Source organism: Neobacillus sp. YX16, from assembly GCF_030123505.1.
Classification (GTDB): Bacteria; Bacillota; Bacilli; order Bacillales; family Cytobacillaceae; genus Neobacillus.
In genome coordinates this window covers 2,917,252-2,940,322 of record NZ_CP126115.1, presented here as the reverse complement: position 1 = coordinate 2,940,322, position 23,071 = coordinate 2,917,252, and the positions used below count along the sequence as shown (strand labels likewise).

22 protein-coding genes and 2 pseudogenes are annotated in these 23,071 nt (G+C 35.9%); 5 read left to right on the top strand and 19 right to left on the bottom strand.

The annotated features are described in order from the left end of the window. Positions 1-83 precede the first annotated feature (83 nt). From QNH48_RS14135 to QNH48_RS14100, 9 genes and pseudogenes are all read right to left on the bottom strand, one after another. Positions 84-1,127: a DUF2332 domain-containing protein gene (locus QNH48_RS14135; protein WP_283955474.1), complete on the bottom strand. Its 1,044-nt coding sequence runs from the start codon at positions 1,125-1,127 to the stop codon at positions 84-86. A 536-nt stretch (positions 1,128-1,663) separates the two neighbouring features. Beyond that, positions 1,664-2,915, bottom strand: a pseudogene (locus tag QNH48_RS14130) (IS110 family RNA-guided transposase). A 246-nt stretch (positions 2,916-3,161) separates the two neighbouring features. Further along, complete coding sequence (locus QNH48_RS14125; protein WP_283955473.1) at positions 3,162-4,616, bottom strand: spore germination protein; 1,455 nt, start codon at positions 4,614-4,616, stop codon at positions 3,162-3,164. A 143-nt stretch (positions 4,617-4,759) separates the two neighbouring features. Further along, positions 4,760-4,896, bottom strand: a pseudogene (locus tag QNH48_RS30565) (IS110 family RNA-guided transposase); the annotation flags it as partial. A 195-nt stretch (positions 4,897-5,091) separates the two neighbouring features. Then, a complete protein-coding gene (locus QNH48_RS14120) occupies positions 5,092-5,907 on the bottom strand; it encodes a lipid II flippase Amj family protein (protein WP_283955472.1) in 816 nt (271 codons plus the stop codon). A 200-nt stretch (positions 5,908-6,107) separates the two neighbouring features. After that, positions 6,108-6,572 (bottom strand): GyrI-like domain-containing protein, encoded by a 465-nt coding sequence (locus QNH48_RS14115; RefSeq protein ID WP_283955471.1) that lies wholly within the window; start codon positions 6,570-6,572, stop codon positions 6,108-6,110. A 100-nt stretch (positions 6,573-6,672) separates the two neighbouring features. After that, complete coding sequence (locus tag QNH48_RS14110) at positions 6,673-7,182, bottom strand: hypothetical protein (RefSeq protein WP_283955470.1); 510 nt, start codon at positions 7,180-7,182, stop codon at positions 6,673-6,675. A gap of 906 nt (positions 7,183-8,088) precedes the next feature. After that, a complete protein-coding gene (locus QNH48_RS14105) occupies positions 8,089-8,370 on the bottom strand; it encodes a hypothetical protein (protein ID WP_283955469.1) in 282 nt (93 codons plus the stop codon). A 226-nt stretch (positions 8,371-8,596) separates the two neighbouring features. After that, positions 8,597-9,508, bottom strand: a complete 912-nt coding sequence (locus QNH48_RS14100; RefSeq protein ID WP_283955468.1) for a LysR family transcriptional regulator — start codon at positions 9,506-9,508, stop codon at positions 8,597-8,599. Between the two features lie 147 nt (positions 9,509-9,655). Here QNH48_RS14100 and QNH48_RS14095 point away from each other — a divergent pair, with 147 nt between their 5' ends. Both QNH48_RS14095 and QNH48_RS14090 read left to right on the top strand, forming a co-directional pair. Beyond that, positions 9,656-10,930: an MFS transporter gene (locus QNH48_RS14095; RefSeq protein WP_283955467.1), complete on the top strand. Its 1,275-nt coding sequence runs from the start codon at positions 9,656-9,658 to the stop codon at positions 10,928-10,930. A gap of 150 nt (positions 10,931-11,080) precedes the next feature. Further along, positions 11,081-11,332 carry a tyrosine-type recombinase/integrase gene (locus tag QNH48_RS14090; protein ID WP_349655128.1) on the top strand — a complete coding sequence of 84 codons (252 nt, stop codon included), beginning with the start codon at positions 11,081-11,083 and terminating at the stop codon, positions 11,330-11,332. Between the two features lie 60 nt (positions 11,333-11,392). On the opposite strand, the gene QNH48_RS14085 is transcribed toward QNH48_RS14090, so the two are convergent. From QNH48_RS14085 to QNH48_RS14055, 7 genes are all read right to left on the bottom strand, one after another. Continuing rightward, entirely contained in the window at positions 11,393-11,794 is a 402-nt protein-coding gene (locus QNH48_RS14085) for a hypothetical protein (RefSeq protein ID WP_283955466.1), read from the bottom strand. A gap of 632 nt (positions 11,795-12,426) precedes the next feature. Further along, the gene (locus QNH48_RS14080; protein WP_283955465.1) at positions 12,427-13,176 is read right to left on the bottom strand and encodes an ABC transporter permease; all 750 of its coding nucleotides are present in this window, start codon (positions 13,174-13,176) and stop codon (positions 12,427-12,429) included. Next, positions 13,177-13,938, bottom strand: a complete 762-nt coding sequence (locus QNH48_RS14075; RefSeq protein ID WP_283955464.1) for an ABC transporter ATP-binding protein — start codon at positions 13,936-13,938, stop codon at positions 13,177-13,179. A 257-nt stretch (positions 13,939-14,195) separates the two neighbouring features. After that, on the bottom strand, positions 14,196-14,537 hold the full coding sequence (locus QNH48_RS14070; RefSeq protein WP_095250423.1) for a DUF1048 domain-containing protein: 342 nt from the start codon (positions 14,535-14,537) through the stop codon (positions 14,196-14,198). Position 14,538: 1 nt separating this feature from the next. Next, the gene (locus QNH48_RS14065) at positions 14,539-14,880 is read right to left on the bottom strand and encodes a PadR family transcriptional regulator (protein WP_283955463.1); all 342 of its coding nucleotides are present in this window, start codon (positions 14,878-14,880) and stop codon (positions 14,539-14,541) included. A 1,401-nt stretch (positions 14,881-16,281) separates the two neighbouring features. Continuing rightward, the gene (locus QNH48_RS14060; RefSeq protein WP_283955462.1) at positions 16,282-16,419 is read right to left on the bottom strand and encodes a hypothetical protein; all 138 of its coding nucleotides are present in this window, start codon (positions 16,417-16,419) and stop codon (positions 16,282-16,284) included. A 94-nt stretch (positions 16,420-16,513) separates the two neighbouring features. Next, a complete protein-coding gene (locus QNH48_RS14055) occupies positions 16,514-16,648 on the bottom strand; it encodes a YjcZ family sporulation protein (RefSeq protein ID WP_283955461.1) in 135 nt (44 codons plus the stop codon). Positions 16,649-17,232: 584 nt separating this feature from the next. Between QNH48_RS14055 and QNH48_RS14050 the strand changes: the two genes are divergently transcribed. After that, entirely contained in the window at positions 17,233-17,745 is a 513-nt protein-coding gene (locus QNH48_RS14050; protein ID WP_283955770.1) for a DUF3189 family protein, read from the top strand. Positions 17,746-17,938: 193 nt separating this feature from the next. Here the strand turns inward: QNH48_RS14050 and QNH48_RS14045 are convergent, their stop codons facing one another. Next, entirely contained in the window at positions 17,939-18,724 is a 786-nt protein-coding gene (locus QNH48_RS14045; protein ID WP_283955769.1) for a class I SAM-dependent methyltransferase, read from the bottom strand. A 252-nt stretch (positions 18,725-18,976) separates the two neighbouring features. Then, positions 18,977-19,468 carry a hypothetical protein gene (locus QNH48_RS14040; protein ID WP_283955460.1) on the bottom strand — a complete coding sequence of 164 codons (492 nt, stop codon included), beginning with the start codon at positions 19,466-19,468 and terminating at the stop codon, positions 18,977-18,979. A gap of 783 nt (positions 19,469-20,251) precedes the next feature. On the opposite strand from QNH48_RS14040, the gene QNH48_RS14035 reads away from it, so the two are divergent. Continuing rightward, complete coding sequence (locus QNH48_RS14035) at positions 20,252-21,145, top strand: CPBP family intramembrane glutamic endopeptidase (protein ID WP_283955459.1); 894 nt, start codon at positions 20,252-20,254, stop codon at positions 21,143-21,145. 276 nt (positions 21,146-21,421) lie between these two features. Here QNH48_RS14035 and QNH48_RS14030 read toward each other — a convergent pair whose 3' ends face one another. After that, a complete protein-coding gene (locus QNH48_RS14030; protein ID WP_283955458.1) occupies positions 21,422-21,913 on the bottom strand; it encodes a DinB family protein in 492 nt (163 codons plus the stop codon). Between the two features lie 474 nt (positions 21,914-22,387). On the opposite strand from QNH48_RS14030, the gene QNH48_RS14025 reads away from it, so the two are divergent. After that, a complete protein-coding gene (locus QNH48_RS14025; RefSeq protein WP_283955457.1) occupies positions 22,388-23,071 on the top strand; it encodes a response regulator transcription factor in 684 nt (227 codons plus the stop codon).

Below are 23,071 nucleotides of genomic sequence, written 5' to 3'. Positions count from 1 at the left end.
CACCGTTTGTTTACGTACATTTTTTCACAAAGTCGCAAAGGACAAAGAAAAGCTGCCCATAGAGTAGCAGCTTCACCATTTTACTAAATTGGCATTTGGCTTTTCATAAACCATTCAAACCATCTACCGTGTCCATCGGTTTCAGCTATAGTGCTTTTACTTTCAATACCATCCAAATAATAATCAAGATGTAAGTACCTATCTTGAATGTTATTGTAAATATGGAATACGTCTCTATTCCTACCAATAGCTTCAACAATTTGTAACAGTTGTTTTTTCATTTCTAAAGGTATTTGGTTAGCAACGTGAGTATGGAAAATACAAATCACGCTGTCCTCTGGAATGTTTTCAACAAATTTAGATAACAAACTAATCCCATCACCATCAAACAAACTCACTGGAACTTCTTTAATATAACTTGCAGCTTCTTCAAACATAAACAACCTCTCTTTATGTTCGGTCCATATTAAGGATTTAAGCCACAATTTGTCATCTTTATCATTTAAATCAATTGTATTTAAATCTATACCAATCCTTGTTGATACTGGCGGTGGAGTCGAATGGAGAATTGGAGTATTTTCTCCTTTGATTTCTGCTGTAATATTAAGTTTGGAATCAATATTACCATAAATGTCATTTTGTTCGTATGAATATGAATATTTATCCCAAAGAAGCTGTAACCCTGCACTAGTTCCAATTTCAATAAGTGCTAATGGTTTCTTCACTTTCTCATAAATAGTACAAAAAACTGGATAAAGGTATGCACATCTTCGTACTTCATTCGTTTGGACAAGTCTAGTTTTGAGAATTGACTCAATATCATTGCGATATTTAAAACAAAAATCCTTAAAGAATCCAAACGAGTCCTTATATGACTTTGGATTACTTACTATACTCGGGTAAAACTCTTTTAATGGGTGATCCTTACCTTTTAGTAAAAGATAATGTACTGCACCAAATAACAGGTTTGGGATAGGTTGCCCCTCTCCTGCATTACTATAAATTGCAAGAAGTTCATAATCCTTAGAAATTTTTATGGACAAAAATTCGTATAATAGACTTGAACCTTTACATTCCTTTTCAGCAAAGATCAAAAAAGTTTGAGACAAAACTTCGTTATCAATCAAAGAAACTTCCCCCTTCTATAACAATCTCTTAAATATCTAAAATATATTCGACAATTGCCAAAAAAACCTTTTAATTATTTGGATTTTAAGATTTTAACCCTTAAATAAGGATACTTATCTATCTTTCTGTCTCTTTTCTTCAACTCCCTCAGTTTGATACGAATATCTCTTGAATGCTCACTTATTCACAGGATTTCATAACCCTTGTAATTGGATTTACGGGTAATTGAAATGAGTTCAGATCATCTTGGCTTCGTGAAGGCATAGTTAAATAAAGGAGTCAGCTACCACTCCATATTTTACCATATAATACACATCTCCACGCCGCCCGTGGAGGCTTTCCCTCCCATGTCTCAACGGGTCAATTGCCCTCTCATTCCTTCGTCATGCCTATGCCAGTTATGCTAAACTGATGGGTCACAGAGCCCTTTTGTTGAAGAAACCTGGTACTCCGTGCATATTTGAAATCCTACGAATAGACAACATTCAAAATTTAAGATAACTATTTAACTATAAGACTTTTAGTCATACTGCTACTATGCTGCTAATGGGATTGTTTCTTGTAATTTATTTGCACAATAAGATTCGTTTCCCTTAGCTATCCCTACGAAAATTCTTGCTAACTTACCGACCAACTTCATGATAGACTTCATTTTCTTCATCTTCTTGACCTTCACATTATATGCATGGATAGCTTTAAACTCAGGGTTATTCATCACAAGGCTCATGGTTGCTAAGTAGAGGAAGCGTCGGAGTCTTGATCTTCCACGCTTTGAAATGACAATCTGACCTTTCCATTTACCTGAACTTGCCTCAGCTAGATGTAATCCTGCATGACGTAATAGAGAGTTTCCGTGGGAGAATCCACTTAAATCTCCAGCCTCACCTAGTATCCCTGCTAATGAAATTTCACTTATTACCATTTGAAAAAAACTACTTAAGATCTTTAACTTGTTGTTCAACTCTTTCGAGTTGTTTTACAGCGAGGTCATATTCTTCTAATAATTGTTCTAGGTGGAATTTATAAGCATCAAGTGCTTGTCCAGTTCCAATAGAAGATTTTGCTAGATTGATCAGTAGATGAGCTTTTTTAGGCCCTGGTTGTCTTTTCATTAATGACTTCCATCCCCTCTGGACATCTAGTGACTCCATTGAAGATATTTCATCTGGAGTCGGAAACAAACGAAGGGTTGCGATGGCTCCTTTGCACGAAACATCGTTAAACACTTGTCGCAACTCTGGAAAGACAACATCCACCCATCGATTTATTTGATTTATTGACATTACGAGACGTTTTACAATCACATCACGGTTGGACATTAGAACTCTAAGTTTTTCAAATGATTCTGAGGATGGGCGAATAAAAGAATAGTAGCCGTTTTTGACCATATCTGCGATAACTAGTGCATCTTTTTTATCACTCTTACATTGGGTATTATCATGATTCTCTTTTTTCCTTTTTACTAAGTGGGGATTGACTGTTACTACCTCAATGTTTTGGTTATATAACCAAGTTGATAGGTTAATCCAGTAATGGCCAGTAGGCTCCATACCTACTATTGCTTCATTTAAGTTTTTTAATCTTTTTAAATCTTGTATCCAGTTTAATAGTTTAAAGAACCCCTCTTCATTATTTTCAAATGAAATAGGATCTCCGACTACAATTCCACGAAAATTAACCGCTCTTGCAACATGGAGTTGTTGAGCAATATCGACACTTACAATTAGATGAGTATCGGAAATTCTCTCTATTAGTTTATTTTGTTTGTCTTGCATTTTAAAATTCATTGTAGGGTTCCTCCTAAAGTTGTGAGTTAGAGTGGTGTCTATACTCATCTCTTACTGAGGAGCCCTATTTTTTTCAAAGTCAAAAAATAACGATCTACAGGAATGCTAAACTGTCCCGTTTGTTCAATAATAAAAGCTACCATAAATAGCAGCTTAGATCTTCAACTCTTGCCCCCGTTAGTTGTAGAAGGAAAATTTGTTTAATTATCTTAATCACTAAAGCCAACTGACTAATGGCAGTTGGCTTTAGTGATTATCTTCTGGATAACTATGTTTACTGTTAATTAATGTTTCTAAATTACCTCTATACAGAGAATCTTTCAGTTCTACAGGTCTAAAAGGAATAAGAGGAGAAAGATATGGGACTCCAATTGACCTTAAACTAACTATATAAATCAATAAAAATGTGGAACCGATAATCATTCCAGGGAAACCGAGGTAGTAAGCAACTATAAGGAAAATATATCTTAGGGTATTTAATGTTGCTGTAAGTCCTTTATTACCAAATAATATCCCCGTTATAAACGTTAAACCAATCACTATAAGACCAACAGGATGTATCAACTTTGCGAAAACTGCGGTTTCACCTATTACTATAGATCCAATTAGTGCAACTAAAGTTACTGAATTACTTGGTATTCTGAAAGTTGAATCTATAACGATTCGAAATAAAATTAGAAGTACGATTTCTTCCCAAAATGTTGGTAAAAGTTCATTCTTTGATACTAAAGATTCGTAAACCTTTTTTGGCAGTTGATCAATTCCATACTTATCAAGTGAAACATATATACCAGGGAGGAAAACTGTTATAAAAAAGGATAAAAGGCGTATTAATCTTATAGAAAACCTTCCATAATTGGAAAAATACTCATCAGGGGCTTGTAAAAAGTCAAGGAACAAAGCTGGAAATATCATCACTTGTGGATTTCCATCTACCATCAATATTACACGTCCTTCAAAAATGCTGGCAGCTGCTACATCAGGCCGTTCTGAATTCATAGATAAAGGAAACATTGTGTTTTGTTTACCTTCTACTATCTCTTGAACTACCCTTCCTTGTAAAATATATTTAACATCAACTTTTTTAAGTCTTTTCCTAACTTCACTTAGAATACCTCTATCTACAATATCATTTAGAAAAAGTAGATAAATGTTAGTTTTAGATTTAGATCCTAAAGTCATCTTTTGTACGCATAATTGCTCATTTTTTATCATCCCCCTTAAAAGGTTTATATTGGTATTTGCTTTTTCTGAAAAACCCAAAATCATTCCATTTGGAGTGCTTTCTCCTGAAGACTTTTCCAAAGCCCTTTCTTGCCACTTTGAAGTATCTGTAATGATGACATCTCTCACCCCGTTAATTAATATAACGGTTTTACCTTGAATTATTGCATCAATTACATCTTGGTATGAGTTTGTAATATTAACACTCGCTGCTGGAAGTATTGTATTGGCTGCAATATTTATAAACTCGTTCTGGATTATCGGTTTACCGATATTTAATGCCTTAATTATTGGAAGAATTACGGAATCTTGAAGAATGTTTTTATCAACTATACCATCTATATAAACTATGTTAAAAACTTCATCCTTTTTAGTCCCAAACTTAATTTCTCTAATATTTAGATCAGAAGTATTGTTAAAGCTCATTTTTAGATTGTTTATATTATTCTCGAGTTCCTCTTGCAAAGTATTGTACATTGTTCAATTAACCACCTAAAATCCAATTTGCTTTTAGTATGTTCATAAAAAAACAATGTATTACAGTTAGTGTATTATTTGGAAAATTATTAAACTCCCTCAGCTTGATACCAATATCTCTTGAATGCTCACTTATTCGCAAGGTCTCCTATTACAATTCCACGAAAATTAACTGCTCTTGAACATATAGTTGTTGAGCAATATCTACACCTACAATTAGATGTGTATCGGAAATTCTTGCTATTAGTTGATTTTGTTTGTCTTGCATTTTAAAATTCATTGTAGGGCTTCCTCCTTAAGACTCTGAGTTAGATTGGACTCTATACTCGTATCTTACTGAGGGGCTCTATTTTTTTCAAACCTGAAATTTAAGCACTACAGGAATGCTAACCTGCTCCGTTACTTCAATATAGTTCAATAAAAAGAAGCGTTAATCCTTCTTGGATCAACGCCCCGTTAGTTGAACTAAAACTCGTTAAATCCACTTTGCAAACCAAGCTACATAATAGGCAGCAGGGATAAACAGAAGTTGAGCCACAATTGTCCCCAGGAATTTTGAACTAATCATCGTGAGAGAGTAACTTTTTAAGTAAATATAATCCGTTTGTTTTTTCATTACTCTATCAGCTAACACGGAGGCTTTTGGGTCAATAAATAATGTCAACAAAATAGTTGCTATACCATTTATTATGCCAGATGACATTAATGCGGCCTGAGCATAATCTTCTGGAACTAACATTGATGCATAAATGGAAGATAGTACCCCAATGGTGAATACAGCGGAAATGATAACATTAATCACAAAGAGTCGCTTCGGAATGGTTTTTAACGTAATTCCCTTAAGGTATGTAAATCTCGGAAGCCTAAAACATATTACTATTTTTCTAATGCCATTTCGATTGAATTGATTAGCAAACATTCCAATTATTGAACCACGTTGATTGGAAAGTTGGATAATTGCTCTTGAAAAGATGTTGATGAACGTAGGAAATAACAGAATTCCCAATAACACTCCAATAGAGGTCATACCAATTAATATCCTATACTGTTCCTCTATATAGTGTAATTTGTCTACATCAGGTGCTTCTGCGATAAGTTTTGCTGTTAAAGGTTGTTGAATCATTGTAGAAAATCTTGAAACGATCACTAGCATACTAAACAAAGATAAAGCCGTTGCAATAAATTTGACCCTTGCCCCTGAAATCCTTGTTGAATAAGCTAATGTTTCGATCATTGTAATGATTAATAAAAATAAGGATATTATTATTACTTTTCCTGTAATTAGCTCCATAAACTGCCCCTTAATAATAATGATAGCTGTATTATAAACTACTTTTTATTGATTTGGTATTATTCGGAGGAAGTCAAAATAGTCTTCGATTACTTCTTCACCATTATATCCCGTTAGCACAACAAGAAAAGATTGCCGCAAAGATAACCGTTCTTAAACTTTTGATACACGTCAGTAGAAACTAAAAAATCTATTTACCACTATTTCGTTATAACAGGAACCCAAAGCTCACTATTAGGAACTCTATCAGGTGCTAAATGATTCTCAATACAAGGGAGGTCTGCCAATTCATATCCTGATGTAGGCAGCCATTCAGTGTAAAGACGCTTCCATGCCTCAGTAATAGTTGGAAAAACAGCCCATGTACTTTTCGGGATCACTATTTTCTCCATCTCGCTGGTGGGACCACTTATATAACGGCAACCCATAAAATAATCAAATTCTTTATCCGTAATAGCAGCATGTATTCCACATACACCTAAAATCCCTTCCATTTTGCTTTGTGAATTTTCCCATGACATATCAATTAGCCTTTGTAACAATCCATTCTTAGTCGCTTCTTCCCATAATCTAGGGATTGTATTAAAAGCATCCTCTGTAACGACTTTCTGTTTTACTCCAACAATTTCAACCTCAAAATCTATTACTTCAATTCTATAATCCATGCCTATAGCCCCCGTCTGCCTAAATAGTAGCTAATATCTTGAATCGTTTAAAAAAAAATAATTTTCCTGCCAATAATATATTTTTATTAGTAGTCCATCGTTATTTTAATGGGGCTTCTATCTTTTCATTTAATGCCTCTGCTTGGTACATAAAGGAATCCAATTTGACACTAATAGGAATATTTGATCCTAATCCAACTTCACGAAGTGTTTGTTGTAGGTTTTCAAAATTCTTTTTATCCTTTTCAGTTAAATCGGCAAAGCTATATAATTCATCATTTGGATATTGATTTAATTTGGAATACAATTCTTCTAGAATTCCCTTGTCACTTTTAGATAGAGCTCCTAGCTGCTCTCCAGTGGTCATTCCAAGCCATATTCCGTTTAACACATCTCCTAATTCTGTCGTAACCAAGTTTGGTTCAGACCAATTGTTATCACTCTGGTAAGCAATTAAACTCTCCAATTCAACTAAATTATTTTGAGCTTCTGTAACAAGAACTTGCTCGTTCACGAAATTCATCTTTATTATTCCCCAAGCTACAATTGCGACAAGTACTATATTCAAACCTATTGTAATTCTGAATAGTAACTTCCTTTTTTTACTCAATTTTATTCCCCCTTTGCTAAGATCAGTTACCATAGAACTCCATATTCCTTATTGAAGTATCATGACCTATCATTCAATAAAATTCTACAAAAAAGAGCGTTAATCCTTCTTGGATAAACACTCCCGTTAACAAGAAACTACAATTAATCACTCTGTTTTTCCAGTTTCCAATAGTTCGATAATTCTTATGTTTGGTTTAACTTGGTTTTCGCTATCTCTTTTTATCTTATAAATCCATATAATAAGAAAAATCATTGCCAAAGGCACCAAAAATATTTACACTTCAAATTTACCCCTCCTTTACAGTATAGAGAAGTTATTTTTATTCCGTTTCAAATCAACCTGTTTTTGTGCTAAACTGCATCGTTTATTGAAGAAGGAATAAAAAAAGCGACTTCTCAGTCACTCTTTATTAACTATTATTCGATCTTTGTTTATTCTGTTTGTACATATAATCGATCCTGTTCATTGTCCTATATCCTAAAATACCAAGGATTATTGTATATATCGTTGTTAATATCAGTCCAAGTATAGCAATCCAAAATAAGGATGTAATCTTCTCTTTTTTGTTAAGCAAAATAATAACCTCCACCAATTAATGGTTATTATTTTGCACTTATTTAGGCAGATTATTCCAAGACTAACAATTGGTATGCTTACTTGGATGCTAAAATACTTTTTAATTAAATTTGGAGTTTTACTAATCTGATTAATTGAAGAACTGCCAGGTATCTTTTCTTACATAGTGCATTGCTATTGGCTCAACATTTGTTAGTGAAATTTAATCAGTCACATTTTCAAAAAGACTAATGAAAAAGCCAGCAAAATAACGTAATTTTCCAGTTTCAGTTAGCTCAATTAAAAAAAATGCTAGCCGCAGCACCACTAATTAAACTCTTGCCCTTGTTAATTTTGATGTATAGTCTTTTCAAAATAGACAACTTGTCCATTTTGTTGTTGTAAATACCCAAATAAAACTGGTGAAATCTCTACCATATTTTGTTCTGCTGTTGTTACACTTATTGCAGCATTCCCTTTGGAAACAATCGGTAAGAAAGGTACATAAGGTATTATCTTAGATTGAGAAGATGCCTCGGCATTGCTTATGTTTTGATTTAAAAAACCGATGGATAATAAAAGAGCACTGGTTGAACAAAGAATCGCAGCAAATTTAGTTCTTTTTTTCAATGAAAAATCCTCCTAATAAAAATTTAACAAGCTTGTACTACTATACATATTTTTCCACATTATTAATTATGCTTTAATAAAAAGAAGAAAAAGACCACTGCCGCGGTCTCTTTTCGGTAACCCATCTTTAATTAAAGTTGAACTAAGAAAAACAGCTACCAAAAATGACAGCCGAAACTTCTAGTTTTACACCAGTACGTTTAAGTTTAAACTTCACAATCTCAACTCAACAAGTAGTCTCCTCACATGCCCTGTCTCTTGTATGTTTCAAGGTAATATCTATAAAACTTGATAGTGCAGGGGAAATCCATTTATTTTTGTGATAAAGAACTTGAGAATATAGCTGTTTTACGTCAGCTTCACAAGGAATAATTTTCAACTTTCCTTCTTCGACTTCATCCTGTACAGCCACTAAAGGTAAATAAGCAATACCAAGCCCACTCATTACAGACCGCTTTATCGCCTCAATACTCCAAAGTTCCATGATGTTAGAAGGTTCAATCCCTCTATCACGTAAGAACTCTTCAAATATTCTTCGATAACTGGCTTCTTTCTCGTTAGTAATTAAACACTCGCTAAGCTTCTGATTTTCGTAACTTTTAGCTAAACTGTTCAGTGAACAGTCAGGACTTCCAACGAGAACAATCGGTTCGTTTATTAACGGAAGGATAACTAAATCTGAATCCTCAAACCGTGGCAACATAACAAACGCAATATCTGCACTACCATTAAGTATTGCTTTCTTGTTATCACCGCAAGTGGCATTACTTAAACGGATGCTTACATGAGGAAATTTCTTTCGATATTCTCTTAATATCGGTTCTAAGCGGTATACCGTAAGAGATTCAGGAGCCGCAATCTTTATCGTCCCTCTAATATCCTTTTCCTCACTAGTAATGCTTTCGATTTTTTCATAGGTATCTAAAATCTCTTGAGTATAGGGCAACAACTTCTTGCCAATATCAGTCAACCCAACCTTTCGACCCATCCGATCAAACAGAGGTCCACCTAAATGTTCTTCAAGTGCCTGAATATGAGAAGTCACTGTGGATTGAGTGTAGCCTAAATTTTCTGCTGCTTGTGTAAAGCTACCCGTTTCAATAACCTTTTTAAACGTAACAAAATGGCGTATTTCCATTTTTTCACCTACTTATATATTACTCTTACTTTTATAGTATCAAAAAAATCAATGGATAACTTCATAAACTTCAATTTTACTAATAATTAGTTGCAAGTTATTATTTAGAAAAAAGCATTATATGAAGACAACGGAGGTATTTGAGTTTTGAAACGTATACACTATAGCTGGTTTATTCTTGTTATTACATTTTTCTCTATTATTGTAGCCGGAATTGTCATGTCATCATCAGGAGTTTTCATAGACCCCTTAGAAAAAGAATTTGGCTGGGATCGATCTATTATTGCGCTTGCTTTTGCAATTAGTCTTTTTTTATATGGGATATCAGGACCGTTCATGGCTGCATTATTAGAAGTGAATGGGTTAAAAAAAATGATGATCGTTTCTATGGCAACTTTGCTGACAGGTATCTTACTTACTTTAATGATGAACCAATCATGGCAGATGATCCTTATTTGGGGCGTTATAATTGGACTAGGAGCAAGTCTTTTTTTAACAGTAGTAAGTCCATATGTGGCGAATCATTGGTTTGTGAAAAGAAGAGGTCTTGCAATAGGAATATTAACGTCAAGTACAGCAACAGGTCAGTTAATTCTACTTCCTGTTTTAGCTGCTATAATTGAAAATTATTCGTGGCGCTGGGCGATTGCTTTATTTATGATCCTTAGTTTCATTATGCTTATCGTAATCCTTTTATTTATGAAAAACACACCAAAGGATGTTGGTATTCTTCCATATGGACTGGAAAAAGAAATACAAGTGAGTAATAAAGGAGAAAAGAAAAATCCTATTGTTTTAGCCTTCAATGGCTTATTCGAAGCTGTGAAGGTGAAGGAATTTTGGTTATTAGCTGGAAGTTTCTTTATTTGTGGGCTTTCAACTAGCGGGTTAATTGGTACCCATTTTGTTTCTTACTGTATAAGCTTTGGCATCCCTTTAGTGACAGCGGCTTCGTTCCTTTCGTTTATGGGAATCTTTAATCTAGTAGGAACAACTCTATCCGGTTGGCTGTCAGATCGTTTCGATAATCGATGGCTATTATTTTGGTACTACGGTTTAAGAGGGGCTTCGCTTGTATTACTTCCTTATGCATTAAATGAAGGTTCCACTACTATGCTAGTTATCTTTACTGTGTTTTATGGATTAGATTGGATTGCAACTGTTCCTCCTACCATTAGTATCTCGAGACAAATCTTCGGGACTACTAAAAGTGGAATCATTTACGGTTGGATTTTCGCATCTCATCAGGTAGGTGCTGCGGTAGCTGCATATGGAGGGGGTCTAGTCTATAAATTTTTCAACACTTATACTTGGGCATTCTTCTTGGCAGGAATTTTCTGTATCCTTGCAAGCTTATTTGTGATAATTATTAAAAAACAACATTCAAGTCAATTAACTAAAGAAGGAATAATGAATATATAGCAATTAGTGAATCATTGGTTCACGGTTACGGATGGAGATGCTGCCTGAATCTATCATCTGCTGCTACACTCTCGGATTTTTAACTACGGTACGAAATAAGAGAAGCGGAGTCCTTGTATTAACTTATCAAAATCTGCCTGCACTTCTGTCGTGTTTGGTGGATCAATAGGCTTAATACACAGTGTAGATATAAAAAATTTCCTAAATATTAGAATAGTTCTGTTTAGGCATCCACTTAGGCACAGCTGTTACGGCACCCATTTATTGAATAATGGAGCGCTATTGGATGTTATTCAGAGCTTACTAGGTCATGAAAAAAGTGAAACCACACGTATTTATGCCAAACTTTGTGGAAGTATCAGACATGAAATATTTTTAAATGGAAAAGCGATGCTTCTTTAAGCATCGCACTTGTTTGTTTAAGTATATATTTTCACAAACTAGTTAATTCAATTGAGCCTGCTATCTTTTTTCAATTGCCATACGCAAGTTCGATATGACTCCAAGGAGCAATAGTAACGAACCAACCAGTTTTTCAAGAGGTGTTCCCAATAATTGTTGACAAAACCCAAAAGACCAAAGTGCGACAAAAAACCAACATATAACAGTTCTTCCTCTTTTATGTTTATATAGCGTATTTCCGGCAACAACTAGTGTGAAAACTCCGCCAATAATACAAATAATGATATTAAAAATAGATATTGGTAGTTGAGTAGTAAAGGCATCAGACCGTCCACCATTAACCCATGTGAATGGAATAACACCGCTAATAATAAGAACATGGAGTAACATTGTTAACGAGTAAAAACATATCCCCATAAATACAGCCGTTTTCAGATTAATTTTTCTTATTTTTTCTAACATATATCAACCTCACTTTCTACCGTATTACACATTACCCAAATTAATATGAGCCTTAGGGAAGGTATAAACATCAAAATTTATGCATTAACGAAATATCGTTACTAATGGTATTAAATATAGAGGTCTAGGTATTTTCGTTAACTAACCTTCCCCTATATTAGAATAAGAAGAAAAACGATTCTTCGTTCTTGAAGAATCGCCCCCGATAGCAATATAAGTTTATTGCAACTTCTCAGATAAAACTGGCGTTTATTAATTACTTTGATAAAGCAGCGGTGACGAGAGTTCCACCCCCAAGCACCATAAATATACTACCAATCCTATTCCATTGAGTATATAAATAAAAACCGATTATAAACATTGCTACTCCTAACAAATAGAGAAGCACTTTCTTTTTCACAAATTCCACTCCATTTTTTGATTTTACTTATATATACTGAAAATTCCCCTTTCTAGGTTCAAAATTCCATGATAATATCTTATTCCACTATACTGCTTCGTTAGCACAATAATAAAATGGATTACAAGAAACAGTATTAGGGCAATAATTCCCACTAAATACCCGTTAAGGAGGAATTGTTTCATTCTTCGCTGCGGCTGAATATTGTATAGCTAATCCCCTAATGGTGTAATTACCCTAACTGGCGTTTGAATGCTTTACCGGCGAAGAAGTAAGCGATGACCATGATTCCGACGCACCAGGCAAGCGCGATCCAGATATCGTTGCCAACAGTTCCTTCATACAAGAGGGCACGAATCGCATTCACGATTGAAGTCACGGGCTGGTTCTCAGCGAACGCACGGACAATTTTAGGCATGGTTTCTGTGGGAACAAAGGCCGAACTGATAAACGGCAGGAAAATCAGCGGGTACGAGTAGGCAGTCGCCCCTTCCATAGACCCCGCTGTCAGTCCGGGAATGATAGCCAGCCATGTCAGCGCCAGCGTAAACATCGCGAGGATCCCAATTACGGCCAGCCAATCCAGGATATCAGCGCTGGAACGAAAGCCCATCAAGAGCGCGACGAGGATAACCACCACAATAGTAAGTGCATTGGAAACAAACGAGGTCAACACGTGAGCCCACAATACCGACGAGCGCTTAATGGGCATGGTAATGAAACGCGCCATCAGTCCGCTCTTTACATCCGTAAACAGTCTTACAGAAGTGTAAGCAACGCCGGATGCGATAGCCATCAGCAAGATTCCCGGCAATAAATAATTGACGTAGTTGTCCGTGCCTGTCTCTATGGCACCGCCAAATACGTACACAAACAGCAGCATCATCATAATCGGTGTAATTGCCACCGTGATAATCGTATCCGGGCTGCGCAAGATGTTGCGCATTAACCGCCCCAGTAATACCCCTGTTTTGCTTTTCATTTACATCTCCTCCTTTTTACCAATGATCGCGAGGAAAATTTCCTCCAATGTCGGCTGCTTCTCAATGTATTCCACTTTCGCTGGAGGAAACATCTCTTTAAGTTCGGTCAGAGTACCAGTCGTGATGATTTTTCCGTCATGCAGGATGGCAATACGATCCGCCAGTTGTTCGGCTTCCTCCAGGTACTGGGTCGTCAGCAATATGGTCGTGCCGCCGCCGGCAAGCTCCTTGACAGTATCCCAGACTTCAATCCGCGCTTCGGGGTCAAGCCCTGTCGTCGGTTCGTCGAGAAAAATGACTGCTGGCGTCCCGATCAGGCTCATAGCGATGTCAAGCCGGCGCTTCATCCCGCCGGAATATTTGTCAGCCCGGCGGTTGGCAGCATCGGACAAGCTAAACCTTGTAAGCAGATTGTCGGCGACTTGAGTGGGATTGGAAACTCCCCGCAACTTGGCGATCATCACCAGGTTTTCCCGTCCGGTGAGCATGCCGTCCAGAGCTGAGAATTGCCCTGTCAGGCTGATGCACTGGCGAACATGATCCGGTTGGCGCTTAACGTCAAAGCCACAAATACCTACTTCACCGCGATCGGCTTTCATCAGTGTCGAGAGAATATTAACCGTCGTCGTCTTGCCCGCTCCATTTGAACCAAGAAGTGCGAAAATTTCGCCACGGCACACCTCAAAATCCACCCCCATTAAGACTTCCTTGTCTTTAAAGGATTTTTTTAACCCTTTTACAGAAATCGCTGCATTGTTCATACTTTTTTCCTCCTTATAATAAGCGCAGCAAGAGCGCTAAATTAGCTATACTGTACCTCACTAGTCTGTCTGACTGATATTCTGTATTACTTACTACCGGGGTAAAAATATAACTGAATAGTGAAGGTGATACATTTGTAACCAGCTATTCAGTCGGAATTATCTATTGAATTTACTTTTTTCCAAACGCCTTCATGATAGTGACGGTTTACGTGGTTAGTGTCGATGTTAGGCGATACTCCGCTTGGAATTCACCTTTAGCCACGACCAATCGTATCGTTTAACTTCTTGCGATATTTGTCCTTCCAAGTTTGCTCATCCTTCACCAAGTCATCGCAGAAAGCAGCCACGTCCTCGCCCGTAAGGTCAATGACTTTCTTGCCTTCCGCTGCTCCTTCCTCAAATAGCTCGAGAATGCCGACAAAGATACGGCTGCTGTCCTTCCAGTCTGTGGGACCACCACCAGCAGTCCACATATATTTTTGGATAGCTTTGTAAGCGTTGCGGTACTCACTTGGAAGTGCCTTTGCACGTGCCTCCATCTCCCTCCATTCCCGCTTGTCATCTAGACTTCCGATGATTTTTTCAAAAATATTCATTTTACTTCTCTCCTTTTAATTTTATTTTAGTCTTAAGTTCGTTAATTTTACTTGAGATGAAATCCCATTTTTTCCAAAAAATTTCAAGCTGCTCTTGACCTGCTGCGTTGAGTGTGTAAAATTTTCTCGGCGGTCCCATTGTGGATGGCTTTTTCTCGATGTCCACCAGATTGTTTTTCTCAAGACGCATGGTAATCGTATAAACTGTGCCTTCAACCACATCAGTGAAGCCAAGTTCTCGCAGCTGTTGCGTGATTTCATAGCCGTAAGTTTCGCCGCGGCTGATGATTTCAAGCACACAACCTTCAAGCACCCCTTTCAGCATTTCCGTGATGTTTTCCATTCTTTCCCTCCATTTATATTTTACTTATATTTTTTCAGTACTCTGTAACACAGGTATTTTGTGTTACAGATATTTAGTATTACTGACTACTAGTATATAGTATTACCGATTAGCTTCACATGTCAATAAAAATTTTCGTCAAAAAAGCCCTTATTACGAATTCTAAAGGGTTCACTTAAAGGGTGCACGAAATGGCATACGAATTGGCGTATGCCATTTTTGTTATCGTATCAAGGGTTTAGGTTGATTGAAAGAAGAATTGACAGTATAAAAAAATAAGTTCAATATCAAATGACAATACTTATTGTACAAGAAAAATTGGTGACAAATTATATGTTATTTCTATTACCAAAACGAGTGTCAATTTACTCGCTCTTGAGGACAAAACTTGCCATGAAATCGATAAAACTGTCCTTAATGACTGCTCTTGAGGACAAAACCCGCCTTGAAATCGGTAAAACTGTCCTCAATGACTGCTCTTGAGGACAAAACTTTCCATGAAATCGATAATACTGTCCTTAATGACTGCTCTTGAGGACAAAACCCGCCTTGAAATCGGTAAAACTGTCCTCAATGACTGCTCTTGAGGACAAAACTTTCCATGAAATCGATAATACTGTCCTTAATGACTGCTCTTGAAGACAAAACTTTCCATGAAAACGGTAAAACTGTCCTCAATGACTGCTCTTGAGGACAAAACTTGCCATGAAATCGATAAAACTGTCCTTAATGACTGTTCTTGAGGACAAAAACCGCCTTGAAGTCGGTAAAACTGTCCTCAATCACTAAAGCGGAATAACTAACACAAAGTTTACCAAACAGCCAAAGTAAAAAAAGAGTGCCATTTTTATTCAAATGAGCACTCTTTTCTATGTTTTTTTGTTGCCAATTTCTCTGACATTTGCTTAGGTAAAACGAGGTCATGCACCTCTAAAGTGAACCCTTTATACGAATTCAAAGGGGCTTTTATCAAATTTGAAAACTTAGACATTAGCCAGACACGTGATTATTCTCAAGAAGAGCTATATATTTTAAAATAATTTGTGTAGGGTTTGATGAGCAAGAACTCACTCAATTTCGTGGACTGATTTACATGTTAAGGTGAACTAAATGATGATTAGTAATTAGAACGGTCTCGACTTCGCAAAAAAAACAGGCGACTATTCAGTTAAAAACGCATCAAGTCAATTAATTTGATGCGTTTGTTATTTTAGGGAAAGGCTTATTAATAAGTTTGTTAAGAAATGTACTTAAACGCTATTACGACTATATAATCTTTTAATTCCTTCGATTCTGACAAGCCTACAAGCATTTCTATCATTTCTTCGTAATATGTATGTGATCGATTCTATTTAAGCAAAGAAGGCCCGCAGGCCCATGGAAATATTTTTTAATCATTTGTTAATTAGAATCTGCGTCTTCTTCTTCTTTCTCTTTTGAATTCAAAGGGGGAAAAGGGGAAAAATAAGAATTCAAAGGGGAATAATCGTCTTCTTCTAAAATCGTCACGAAAAAATCGATCTCTTCTAAAATCATCACGAAAAAAACCCATGTATAATCATCCTCCATTCATTTCAGAAGTCTATGTGACAAAGGGACAGAATAACTTAATCTGCCCTTTGTTCCATACAATTTAGTGCAAAGTTGTAGCTCCTACAATAATCAGAAGAATGAACAATACAACGATTAATACAAAGCTGCTGCCGCCATAGCCACAGCCGTATCCATAACCGCCGTTATATCCACCGTATCCGCCGAACCAACCCATATTTTCACCACCAATCGGACAAAAGCTATTTCTCCTTATGTATATTTTTTAAGATAAGGGTTGATTGGACATACATCATGTTTAGGACAAAACAATTTCTAAAAATAAAAAAGCGTCTGCAAAATAATGCAAACGCCTCTTCTGAGGTAGGTAGATATATTGGCTTGGCGGGCTTAATATTAACTTATGCACACAGAATTAAACTGAATGGGACAAGTGCTGATGATAAATAAATTAAGCACCCTGGATTCCCCGTATCAGGCCGCCTGGCCATATTGCACCTGTTGACCCATTATTATAATAATGATGAACGCCGAATCCTTGACGTGTAAAGATTGGCTTATTATACTTAATTGGATATTAACCATTTTTTACCAAACTCCTTCTTTCAATGACCTGCATCTTTTCTTTAAGATGAAATGGCGATTTTTTTGTTACCTGCTTTATCTTTTCACCTTAGAATGCTGTTTTTTTGAGTCTTAACGTCTCGTCCCCCCAAATGATTGTCCTTTTTCCTTATGTTCGAATCTAAAATTGAAAAAATGCCCATATTAATAGGACATTGACGATAAAGGATGATTACTATGATTTATATTTATAATGATTATGCAGGGACACATTCCACGGCCTTGGCTGCCGCCTATCATTTAAAACAACTTCCTCAATCAGAACGGAAACTAACCACGGAAGAAATATTACAGGTAAACTATTTTAACCTATTAACGAAATCGGATTTTGGAAAAATTATTTTTCACGGAACAGATGAAGAAGGAAACTCAGTTTATTCCATAGGACGGAAAAGGAACAAATTTGTTGTACCTGCATTAAAAGAATTAACTTTACTTCTACAAGGAAAATATCATTTTGAAGAAAAAATCGTTTTCTCCAATACATCCCCTACTGTCCCAATTGCTATGTCATTAGGTGGTTTTTTCTCAAGAGGATTGGGATTGGACTTTATAGGTGTACCCTTATTAGTGATTGGTGCTAAACAATGCTGTGATAATATATTTCGGTTAGTTGAAAATACCAAACAAGTCGGTCGTACCACTTTCAATGAAAATGTAGTTATTTTAGAAAATGAGATATATAAATAGTACAAAAATATTATCAGTAATGATTAATTTAAAGTGATGAAATAATGGATTTTCCTACATTACATACTAATTTTTGGGACGCTGTAATAGCCGTTCCCGTTGTAATGACTGAAAAAAAATTCTATATTTCGGTTTAAAAATAAACGGCAAAAAAATAACTTTCGTACTGAGAAATAATTAATAAAATATACTCTTATTTCCTTCCACTCAAAATCGTTGCATTTCCTAGTACTTTTTTGTTCAATAGGAGCTTGGGGAATTTCATTTCCTCAGCAAGTTTGTAGTTTTTCACAGTTGCAACATGCTTCTTTAAGTCATTTAAGAGCTCTTTTTCATCTCCAAATATTTTTCTATCCATAAACAAATCTAAGAAGACAAATTCACCACCAGGTTTTAACACCCTTAATGCCTCTTTTATTACCTCTGTTTTATTTTTTCTAGTCTTTACTTCATGGAATGTTAGACAACTTACAATGATAGCAAATTCATCATCTTTAAACGGAAGTTCTGCAGCATTAGCTTTCAGAAAAATAATCCGATCAGAGACCCCTTCTATTTTAGCATTTTGTTGGCATTGAGCTTTTGAATATTCCCAATTCTCACCCCAATAATCAATTCCAGTCAAAATGGACTTAGGCAAGGTCTTTGCCAATTTAATAATGAGTGATCCACTTCCAGTTCCGATATCAAGTATTCTTCCTTTGCCATCCCCATCCCCATTCACCTTGGCTACAAGTAAATCATGTATTTTAGACTGATAGTTCCCCCCGATGGCTGCGAATTGGTAAATAGAATAAGATAGAATAAATGATATATAAATAAAAGGCAACGCTATAATTCCTGAAAAGACTCGAAGAAATAAATGAACAGGTAATACGGTTACCAAGAGAAGAGTTAGTGAAATAACCCAAAAAATAAGTAGTTTGTAAATTCGTATCCAGGTATTATATTTCGCTTTTGCTTTCACGTTATCACACATCCTCGAATATAGAATTATCTTACTCACCCTATGATGACACTTCTGTCTGCATTAGCTTTATCATTAACATACCAAGGAAGTCGATATTTTCCTGACTTTTGTTGAATGGGGTGAAAATTTACAACAGTATTAGTATAACGAATCTTTTTTTCTTCACTCCAGCCACCTCTTTTTATTTCTGTCCCTGTCCGTTACTTGAAGAAGAAAAAGGCCACCGTTTTGGCAGCCAGTTCTTGATATTTTCCACTTTTCTCATTGTCTTTTCATTCTTTTCCCCCAAGGTTTGAATACAGATATAATAAAAAGTATTGCCAATAGAATTACTTGTATTATAATCCAAACCATGAGTTGATAATGATTTGCAATGAATTGATCACTGATAGATTGTTCTGAAAGATGAATACCATTTATAGTCCAATAATAAATACAGATAAATCCTAAAACCATACAAATGAATGTCAGGATTTCTTTTGTAATTATCCAATAAAATTTAAATAACCCCCATTTTGTAAAGAGAGAAAGAATAAGACCGGTAATAACCGTTCCAATAAGTGACGCTCTACCCGCAGTTTGTTCCATTTGAAGCATACTAGTATAGTAGGCTTTTATTACCTGACTATCATTAGTCATTAAAACACTAATAGACAGGATTAAAAAGGTTACAGTAACTCCTAACCAGATTGCAGAAAATAAAATATGAGCAGATAACCACCATTTTTTCTGATTAATCGATAGATTTTTCAAAGTTTTTACTCCTGAATCAATGGATTATAAGTTGATAAGCACAGAATCGATTATATCATTCATCTTATTGAACTAAGTATACATCTACAATTGAAAACCGTTTTCAGCACAACATTTTATCTCAATTTACCCTCAAAGTACATATTTCTACAAATAAGGGTATAAATCCTGCTTTTCTACTAACCATTAGAATTTTAGAATCATGTTAGTGTGGCTATTCCATTCTCTTACTCTAAAAATCAAGGGAATCTTGAGAACTATATACCAATATTAAAAGATTTCCCTCAAATAATGATCAAATAAAAAAGGTGATGCCTTTAAACTCTCCGCCTTTTAAGTGAAAGTGCTTCTTTTTCTTTTCCTTTTTGTAATCAATTGATCTATTTTATATTCCATCCTAATGGCGTTCGAACAATGATATGAATATGTTCATTCTGTCCCTTCGATTAAGAGCAGAATGTTTGTCGATAATAGATTTCAGAAAAAAGAGCGTTTATCCTTTTTGGGTTAACGCACACTATGGTTTTCAAACTATTAACCTTCCAGCTAGTTTGTTGATGTTTTATTGGTTATTGAGAATAGATGTCTAGAAAAGTACCGTCAGTAAATTTTAACACGACAGCATGGGTAGCAAATGGTGGTTGCAGGGCCGCCTGCCTTCTTATTAAGCAAACTATATAAAAATAACATCCGGTGGTTCTTTTAAGTAATTGACTAATCTAACCAATAGTGTAATAATTTGTATGTATTTTTCAAAACTACTAGAATGTTGGTGTACTGTAATTGAATTTTATTAAAGTAAAAGAAGGCAAGAATAGCTGGAAGCGGTATTTATCTTCATTTATTGTCATCCTTCTGTTTATCTTTGTTGGGGCGCTGCCTAATCTCATCATTAGTGAATGGATCGTTAATACGGACGGAAACCCTAATACCTATTTTGATTTTGAAAAAGAGGATTATGTAGGAATTAACCCGTTAGTTTATTTTGCCTTGATGAATTCACAATTTATATTTTGGCTTTTGGGCCTTTTTGTCACAATTCGTTTCATTCATAAACGCAAATTCACATCGCTCATTACGCCCAATAGAAAAATAGATTGGAAGAGAATAGGCTATGGATTTATTACTTACTTTGTCATCCTGGGTCTGACGTCCATCATCGATTCCCTGTTAAACCCTGGGGATTACTTATTAAACGATGTCAGGGTTTCTGATTTTTTGTTGTTATTTGTGCTCGTACTGGTATTTACTCCCCTTCAAACGACCTGTGAGGAATTATTTTTTAGAGGATATCTCTTGCAATTGTTAGGAAAATGGATTCGCATTCCTTTTCTTTTATCTCTTATTGTAGGCTCGATTTTTGGCGCGCTCCATTTCACCAATCCTGAAATGGGATATTCCCCCATTTTGGTTGGAGCAAATTATTTGGTAACTGGATTCATTTGGTGTTATATCACTGCAAAAACAAACAGTGCCGAATTGTCGATTGGAGCGCACGCAGCAAATAATATGCTATTGGGGTGGTTCATCACGATGGATGACTCTGCCTTTGGTGACATCCCATCCTTATTTGTTGGCAGAAATATCGACCCGGCGATTTCACTCATGTGGACCATTGTTTCTCTTGGGATCTTCTTATTTATTTCTTTGAGAAAATACAAATTTACTAGACATTAAAAAAGATGCTAGTAACCTTGCTATTTGTGAAAGGTTACTAGCATCTTTTTTAATCGATACCATTTTTCGGGCAATTTTGAAGAAAATTCTTCCTATATTACTGCCCCCGTTAACAAGAAGTACCCCTTGCTACAATGCACTAATTATTGAATAGGCTTTGTTAAGTTGTATTGTGGTTTTTCAGGTATAAAATATGGGAACGTCCGATTTGGACATTCCCGTTCTTATTCATTAAAGCCCCCTATATTGGAATAACTGTATAGCTAATGAAGCTTTTTAAAAGCTGCGTTTCCCTGCCCAAGCTCCTTGCATTTTACTTAGGAAAACAATTTGCCCAATATGATATGCGTCGTGCAATGCTAAACTCTTCAGTTCAAGCACTAATGATTGGTCTTCTCCAGGGATCTGTCTATACAAATCTTCTTGTTCTGTTGTTGCTAGTATTTTTCCAAGTTCACGATGAACATAAAAGTATTCTTGTTTTGTTTCCTTCCAATTTTGAAACGTCTTAGTTGGTAATCGAAATGTAGATTCATTATCTTCTGCCTGTGGTTCATTCGCTGTTTCACCAAGAAATCGCACAAGAAATCTCTTTTCATAGAAAAGTAAATGACAAACTAATTCCCAAATGGAATTCATTGCCTCAACTGGTTTCCAAATTGCCTGTTCAAAAGTAATATCCTCTAGCACTTTTTCAAGTGGTGGAAACCAGTCTTCTTCATCTAAGCAGCTTGCCCATTGTTGTAACAAAAGTGTCTTTACATCCATTTTCTATTCCCTCCAATTTAATCCCATTAATAGATAATCCCTTTGGTCAAAATTCATTTACAAGCGTGTTGTAAACAGCTCACTAATTAAGGTGTCCTGCCAATTCCTTGTTCAATTATTGGTGTGTTAATCCTCTAAACGAGGCTTTTCCACTGCACACTTATTTTTTTACCCTTATATACAAATGCTTTCAAGCACCTATTCTGCAGATTTACTTCCTTTTAGATGATTTAAACAAAATGATAATAACAGCAATCAAAACAGCGAACCAGATATACCACTCCATACTAAATCCTCCTCAACTGACTAATGTCTGATGCTTTACAGGTAATCCTATTCACTCACATGCCCTTTCATGTAAGCTATAGAGCAACCTGCCCTGTTCGCACGAAAAACTGCGCCACACGATATTTTTTGACGGTAGCCCAATGTTCCAATAAGATAAAAGAAAACGCTAAGTTAGGATGAACGCAAATGAAAATTTTAGTGGTGGAAGATGACCGAACGATTGCTTCGGGATTGGAGTATTCCTTGAAGCAAGAGGGCTATGAAATTGTGCTTTGTCATCAGGCAGCCACAGCTATAGAAGTACTGAATCATAGAATCGAAGAAATCGATTTATGCTTATTTGACTTGTCCTTACCTGATGGAAGCGGTTATGACTTGTGTAAGCATGTGAAACAAAAACGCGATACCCCTGTCATTTTTTTAACCGCTTTTGACGATGAAGTGAATGTCGTTATGGGGCTTGATATGGGGGCTGATGATTATATTACAAAGCCCTTTCGAATTCGTGAGTTGGTTTCAAGGATCAAAACGGTACACCGCCGCTACCATCGCCATTCCCAGCCGAAAAACACCATTGATCTCGAAAATATTCAGATCAACACATTAGAAGGACAAGTCTACAAAAATGGCCAAGAAATACTGTTAACAGCCTTAGAATATCGGCTCCTCCTCTTATTCGCCACTCATATTGGTCAAGTTCTCACAAGAGCACAACTGCTAGACCGAATTTGGGATGTCGCCGGTGATTTCGTCAATGATAACACCTTGACCGTCTATATTAAACGATTACGTGAAAAGCTTGAGGATGACCCTGGGAATCCAACGATATTAAAAACTGTTCGAGGCATGGGCTATAAGGTTGGTGATTGA